Here is a 6,710-nt window from a genome sequence, read left to right as displayed (position 1 = left end):
TCGCTTGGTGGCCTTTTTGTCTAGTTGGAGGACGCGTCCCCCAACTAGACAAAAAGGATATTTATTCTCCCACAAACATTTTACTCATACTGTTAATGATGGGATCGATAATTTTATTCTTATTACTTTTCCTATTTAGATATAAATCTATTATTAATTCTTTTAGAGTAGGGTAGGTATCAAGTAATAAGTTGAATGCACCAGTAAAGTTATTAGAATCTTCTTCTTTAATTACTGGAAAATCTTTTCTGTTATAATCCTTTACTCTCTTATAAGGAATCAATCCTTTATAGCCCATTATTTCTCCTGATTCATCCTTTTCTAAACATCTTCTAACAAACCTATGAATTTCATCTCGTCTTAACCCTGTTTCAGTTTCTATATCTTTAACCTTCATGTCAGTAGATATAAATAAGTCAACAGCTTTTTTTCTTTCTAAAAATAGCTTACGATGTTTAGGGGTTAAATTTTCAATTAATACTGTTGGCCAAAGTGATGTGTCCAATGATTCTTGATTAATGTTTAAATTTTCAACGCTTCTTCTACCCATTTATCCACACCTCTGTATTAATACCAAAATGACTTTGAGAAATATTGGATTGAATTTCTCCATTAAATATCATCCAACCAATTGAAACATATAATTTATCGAGAGTGAATTTTGAGTTTTGTAAGATAGTCTGAAGAGTTCTTCTTTGAGGTAAGTTTTCTTTTAATATTTTGATGATTCTATATTTATCAACGTCAGAAGGGGTAGCTTGTTTAATTGTTTTTAAAATTAACTTTAAATTAGAAAGAAACAGCCTATTTTCACGAATTTCATTCTCGGTTTGAACGCTGTGTTTATATCCATTTTCATTGCACCAATCCTGTTGAACAGTAAACTGATCAATTACTTTAGCTTTATTAAGTTCAAATGAATATTTGATTTCTCTAAATTCTTGTTTTCCATCAGCATATTTAATCCAAATATCGAAAATTGAATTTTTCATTTTACCATTAATAAGGCTTGTTACTTCTAAAGGTTGTTCACAAAAATCCAAAATTTGCGGATTAGCTTCTACAAGTAACCAATGCTCATATTCTAAATCGCTAAATAAATAAACATTTCTTTTTAATTTCGGACTAAATGAATACCATCTATTATTTCCAAAACGTTTACTTCCATCAGTTATTACTGGGGTATACATATTTTACCACCTCTGAATTAACATATTTTTAATAAGCATGTACAATATAATGGATTGTACATAAATATCTAAATTGTGGAGATATAAAATATTATAAATTTTCAAAAAGTACATACTCTTTTGTCCTTAGTATAAAATGTACAAACTTTTTTGTCCTTTTACAAACAAAATAGAGATTAAAAATGTAAGAGGAAGAACGACAACATATAAATATCCTTTTACTATTTTCCTTAGCAAGCGTTTAACCACCTTTCCATCAATTTGTAATTGTTCCTTTATTATACATCATTATTTGTTTTTTCTAAATATTTCATCAAAAAAAATCCATCCCATTCTTCCGTATAGTTCCACTAATCATCAGTAGAGGTAACTGAAAAAGTGTATTACCTGGTGTGTCGGTAGTTACCAAACCATTCAAACTTAGTGTAGGTTTTTGTTTTCCGAGGCTTACCGCTCGCTTTCCACGGGGCGAGCGCCGAGCCGCTTCGTCGCTACGCTCCTGCAGGGTCTCGGACTTTCTCGCATCTCCCGTAGGAGTCGAGCGGACGCCTCTCCAACCCAACTTATTATTTGCTTTCAAATAAATAAAACCTCATTTAATTTGGAGAACTAGACTTTTTCAGTGCCCTCCATCAGTAGGATGGAGTCCCCTACTGATGGAAGGTTTGCCTTTATTGCTAAACATGTCTTTTTTCAATGAGTTGTATGCCGATTCCCAACATAATCGTTCCCATTAAACAAAGAACTCCTGCTGGTATGGCGATTTCAATCCAAGATGTCTTTTCAAGAATGCCTTTTTTTAATAGCTCCATCCCATAAGTAATCGGAATAAATTTTGATAAAAGAATCATTACTTTGGATGTGACAATTTCGATTGGCCAATAAGCTCCTCCAAGCATAGCAAAACTAACCGACACCAATGGAATAACAGCATTGAACTGACTTGCTGTTTTCACTAAGCCTGTAAGAAGAATCGTTAATGCCACAATAGAAAATAAATAGGGAATGATTAATACATATACCAAATAAAAATGTCCATTAAAATCAATATTTAATCCATATCTAAAGAGAAGAAAGATCATTATTATTTGTACATATCCTGCTAAAAAGCTGAATAATAAATGTCCAAAGTATATTTGAGCTTTCGATGTAGAGGATAGGATAAAGCGATCCCATATGCCGTTTTGCTTATCTCTCAATATTTCTACAACCGTAAAAGAGACAGTATAGATGCAGAAAAATAAAGTAAACCCAAATAACGACTGCAAGGACTGACTGTAATTATTCTCCTTTTCTGTTAGCGCTTGTTCCTTTGATACAGGAATGATTGGATTTTCCTTATTATTAGCCAGAACTATCTCTGCTTCTTGTTTATTCGCTGCTCCATTTATCAGCGCTTGTTCCTTTAGCATATTAGTATAATAGGTATGAAGATAATTTTGGACCATTAATGCATTAGAAGTTTCGGCGATGCTCAAAATCGTATAAGTGTCTTGGCTTAATGAAACTCCTATATCTGTTTTTCCTTTATCCAACTGTTCCTCCACTTCTTCTTTTGAATAGGGAACAAACGAAAAACTCTCACTTTTATTTAATGCTTTTACAATGTCCAGTACTTTTTCCGACTGATCTGTAAAAATTGGCACCTGTACCTTTGTAAAGGAAGAGATACCGACTAAATAGGCAAATAGGATACATATCAGAGTGGTTACTATAAAGGCGCCTGGACTTCTCAAAAATTGCTTACATTTCCCCCATAATACAGCCTTCATCGAATCCCCCCTTTTTTCCTCAAGATAATGGCACTAATCAAGAACAATGTAACAGAAAATAGAAGGATAGCCTTAATCTGTCCCCATAAATCTGGCAGTGAATAGCCTTGATACACCTTTAAATAAGCAGTAATGGCAGCTCCTCCTGGAGAATATTCTCCTAACGTCTCCATAAACCCACCAATTGCACTTACATCAAAAAAGCTCCCTCCAATAAAGGCGATGATAGGCACTATTAAGGAAGATAAAATCCTTTCCACATTTGGCGAATTGGTAGCAAAGGAAATAGCGGTTGCAAATGTTGCAAATGTTGCTGCCATTACATTTATTGTCAAAGTAACCACTAAATGATTTAGCATACTAGGAAAAACAATACCGTAAATAGTAGCTGTTAAACTAAATAGAATAGTCAGCTGTAAAAAGGACAAAATAAATGCTGCGAAAAATATTCCTAAAAAAAATATAAATTTCGGAACATTTGCGAGAAGTATTCGCTCATACATCAGCTCTTCCTTTTGCTGATATGCGAAACCTGCTACTGTTGTAGAAATATAGAATACAAACATGACACACATTCCCACTCCATAGTAAGCAAATGCACTAATATCTTTTTTCTTTTCAAAATTTTTAATTTGTTCATCTGTTTTGATTTTTATTAACGCTGCATATTCGAGTTGAAGCTCTTCGGCAGTTTTTATATATACCCACTCTTTTTGATAACTATCGATAATATCCTGGATAATGGTTACCTGAAGGGATTGCTTCTCCTTTGTCATTAGTGTCCAAGCAGGAATATCTGTTTCTTCCTTTAACAAATTCGCATAAAATTCAGCAGTAAATCCTTCTGGAATAACTAGCACACCATCAAAATCCTTTTCCTTTACCTTTGTCCGGTCACTAAATTCGGTAATGGATAAAATATTCTTTAACTCTGGATTTCCACCGACTTCTTTAATAAATATTTCAATTGGTTGGAGTGATTGAATAAGTGCTATCTTCTCTCTCTTCTCCTGTTCACTTCTATTTGATTGGTTCACTATATCTATTGCTTTTTGCTGCCCTTTGTTTGCTTCATCCTCCACTACAACAGCAAGCTTTGCATGCACTTCCACTTCGCCGTTATTATCCAATGCCCCTAACGCACTTCCAAGTATGGTAATAAGCACAAAAGGCATGAGTAATAAAACAATAAGCTCCCTGGGTCTTCTCCAAATCATCAATAACTCTTTCATTATCATTTGCAAGAGCATTTTATACCCTCCTAATCTCTTAGCTGACGGCCAGTTAGATGCAAGAAAACATCTTCTAATGTCGGCGTCTCAATATTTACAGAGAGTACAGTTGTCTTCTGCTCTTCGGCAATTCGCAAAATATCTTTTAACAAATTTACTTGTCTTGGTACGATTACTGTAATAACAGATTGTTGAATAGAGATGTTTTTAATATTTTCATGTTGACGGAGTGCTTCTGTAAATTCGTGTTTTATCATTTCTACCTTAATATTTATCGCAGTTTCTGCAGAAAGAATGTTTTTAATCTCCTCGTTTGTTCCGGAAGCAATAATCTCCCCATGATCCATAATATAAATCCGATCACATAGAAATTCTACTTCTTCCATATAGTGACTCGTATAAAGCACCGTTATTTGTCTCTCTTGATTTAGTCTTTTAACGGTTTCTAATATATAATTTCTTGATTGTGGGTCAATACCGACAGTTGGTTCATCCATAATGATGATTTCTGGTTCATGTATGAGAGCTACGCCAATGTTTAATCTCCTTTTCATTCCTCCTGAAAAAGTTTTAACTAAGTCCTTTTCTCGTTCTTTTAAACCGATGATATCGAGAACTTCATCCACTCTCTTTTGTAAAATTTTTTTTGGGATCCGGTGCATTTTTCCGAAGAACAGAAGATTTTCCCGTGCAGACAGATCCATATAAACAGCAATTTCCTGTGGAACGACTCCAAGTATTTTTCGTAACTTCTGGGGTGTTTTTAGGATGCTTTCATTATTAAGTCGCACATCTCCATCATCAGGGGAAATTAAAGAGGATATCATGGAAATAGTCGTAGATTTTCCCGCACCATTCGGTCCAAGTAAACCAACTATTTCTCCTTTCTCTAAATATAAATTAACGGAATTCACCACTTGCTTCTGTTTATAAGCTTTAGATAGATTCATTATCTCTAACAACACACATCATCCTTTCTTTATACAGAATAATGAAAAAAAACAGCGATTCCTATACCTAATGGTCATTTCTTTGCAAAAATAAAATGACTCTAGTCATCAAAGCATATTTTCCATAAAAAAGGGTAAAACAAATAGGAAAGAAGCCGTTGGAAAGGAGCTGAAGAATTTGGGCATTTTAGTCCTAGTCATCTTAATTGCTTTAAACGCTTTCTTTGCCGCAGCAGAAATTGCGCTCATTTCCTTGAATGACAATAAAATTAAACATATGGCGGATACAGGTCATAAGAAAGCTAAAATAGTTTATAATCTCCTATCAGAGCCTAGTAAATTTTTAGCTACCATCCAAATCGGGATTACGCTAGCTGGCTTTCTCGCCAGTGCCTTTGCAGCTGACAGTTTCTCTGGCCACTTAACAGATTTACTTTTAACAATGGGAATCCCCCTCTCTCAGGGACTGCTTGATTCTATTTCAGTCATTATTATTACTCTACTGCTATCCTATTTCACCCTTGTCTTTGGTGAATTAGTTCCAAAACGAGTTGCTTTGCGAAAAGCAGAAGGAATTGCTATGTTCGCTGCAAGCCCATTAACGATACTTTCGAAAATAACAGCTCCTTTTGTCGCTTTTTTAACCTTCTCTACCAACATGGTTGCTCGTTTATTTGGAGTTAGACCAGATGATGAGGACGAAGAAGTAACAGAAGAAGATATAAAAATGATGATTGATGTTGGAAATGAAAAAGGTAATATTGACGAAGATGAACGAATGATGATTCATAATATTTTTGAATTTGATAATAAAAATGTCACTGATATTATGACCCATCGTTCCAATATGGTAGCAATCCCTTCCGATTACACATTAAAGGAGATAATAGCTCTTGTAAATCATGAAATGTATACTCGCTATCCTGTGTATGAAGAAAATATCGACAATATTATCGGCATTCTTCATTCTAAAGATCTTTTAGCCTATATGGGGAAAGAAAATGACGCTTTTAAATTGCATGATATTATTCGCAAGCCCCATTTCGTATTGGAATCGAAGCGAACAGATGAATTATTTATACAGATGCAAAAAAACAACACCCTTTTTGCCATTGTCGTCGATGAATATGGAGGAACGGATGGAATTGTTACAATGGAGGATCTAATTGAGGAAATCGTTGGAAATATTTTTGATGAATACGATGAACCGAAGCCTCCTGAGATAAAAATTATCGGCGAACATACCTATCTGCTCCAAGGAACGATTAGTTTAGATGATGTTCAGGAGTTGTTAAAAATCACCTTGCCGGTAGAAATTTATGATACATTAAGTGGGTTTCTAATAAGCAAGATTGGTTATATTCCAAATGAGCAGGAAAAACTCACTGTTACGTTCAAAAACTTTGAATTTCAGGTAGAAGAGATTGTAGATCGCCGAATTAGTAAAGTGAAAGTAACAAAAATACTAGAAACGGAATCTCCGTTAAAACAATCGTAAAAAAAAGCGTGTCTGTAATCACCATAGCATTTGGTTGAATACTGGACACGCCTTTTGTTTGTTTGGCT

The 6,710-nt window shown here is 34.4% G+C and carries 6 protein-coding genes; 1 reads left to right on the top strand and 5 read right to left on the bottom strand.

Annotation, left to right across the window (positions count from 1 at the left end):
- Nucleotides 1–61 precede the first annotated feature (61 nt).
- From ACTNDN_RS11010 to ACTNDN_RS10990, 5 genes are all read right to left on the bottom strand, one after another.
- Nucleotides 62–550 carry a hypothetical protein gene (locus ACTNDN_RS11010; RefSeq protein ID WP_031536620.1) on the bottom strand — a complete coding sequence of 163 codons (489 nt, stop codon included), beginning with the start codon at nt 548–550 and terminating at the stop codon, nt 62–64.
- Nucleotides 543–1,190, bottom strand: a complete 648-nt coding sequence (locus ACTNDN_RS11005) for a TnsA endonuclease N-terminal domain-containing protein (protein WP_031536621.1) — start codon at nt 1,188–1,190, stop codon at nt 543–545. The genes ACTNDN_RS11010 and ACTNDN_RS11005 overlap by 8 nt, the downstream gene beginning before the upstream one ends.
- Before the next feature lie 677 nt (nt 1,191–1,867).
- On the bottom strand, nt 1,868–2,962 hold the full coding sequence (locus tag ACTNDN_RS11000; protein ID WP_251628956.1) for an ABC transporter permease: 1,095 nt from the start codon (nt 2,960–2,962) through the stop codon (nt 1,868–1,870).
- The gene (locus tag ACTNDN_RS10995) at nt 2,959–4,212 is read right to left on the bottom strand and encodes an ABC transporter permease (RefSeq protein ID WP_235251546.1); all 1,254 of its coding nucleotides are present in this window, start codon (nt 4,210–4,212) and stop codon (nt 2,959–2,961) included. The genes ACTNDN_RS11000 and ACTNDN_RS10995 overlap by 4 nt, the downstream gene beginning before the upstream one ends.
- Before the next feature lie 11 nt (nt 4,213–4,223).
- Nucleotides 4,224–5,156: an ABC transporter ATP-binding protein gene (locus ACTNDN_RS10990; RefSeq protein WP_031536625.1), complete on the bottom strand. Its 933-nt coding sequence runs from the start codon at nt 5,154–5,156 to the stop codon at nt 4,224–4,226.
- Nucleotides 5,157–5,322: 166 nt separating this feature from the next.
- Between ACTNDN_RS10990 and ACTNDN_RS10985 the strand changes: the two genes are divergently transcribed.
- Nucleotides 5,323–6,642 carry a hemolysin family protein gene (locus tag ACTNDN_RS10985; RefSeq protein WP_251628958.1) on the top strand — a complete coding sequence of 440 codons (1,320 nt, stop codon included), beginning with the start codon at nt 5,323–5,325 and terminating at the stop codon, nt 6,640–6,642.
- The last annotated feature ends 68 nt before the right edge of the window (nt 6,643–6,710 follow it).

Origin of the sequence: Niallia sp. HCP3S3_B10, from assembly GCF_052064465.1 — a bacterium.
Lineage (GTDB): Bacteria > Bacillota > Bacilli > Bacillales > Cytobacillaceae > Niallia > Niallia hominis.
Note: the sequence above shows the minus strand (reverse complement) of the source record. Positions and strands in the feature narration are given on the sequence as shown.

Excerpts from the sequence above, each read along its gene's own strand:
- ACTNDN_RS11010 (WP_031536620.1), bottom strand. The coding sequence starts at position 550 with ATGGGTAGAAGAAGCGTTGAAAATTTAAACATTAATCAAGAATCATTG.
- ACTNDN_RS11005 (WP_031536621.1), bottom strand. The coding sequence starts at position 1,190 with ATGTATACCCCAGTAATAACTGATGGAAGTAAACGTTTTGGAAATAAT.
- ACTNDN_RS11000 (WP_251628956.1), bottom strand. The coding sequence starts at position 2,962 with ATGAAGGCTGTATTATGGGGGAAATGTAAGCAATTTTTGAGAAGTCCA.
- ACTNDN_RS10995 (WP_235251546.1), bottom strand. The coding sequence starts at position 4,212 with ATGCTCTTGCAAATGATAATGAAAGAGTTATTGATGATTTGGAGAAGA.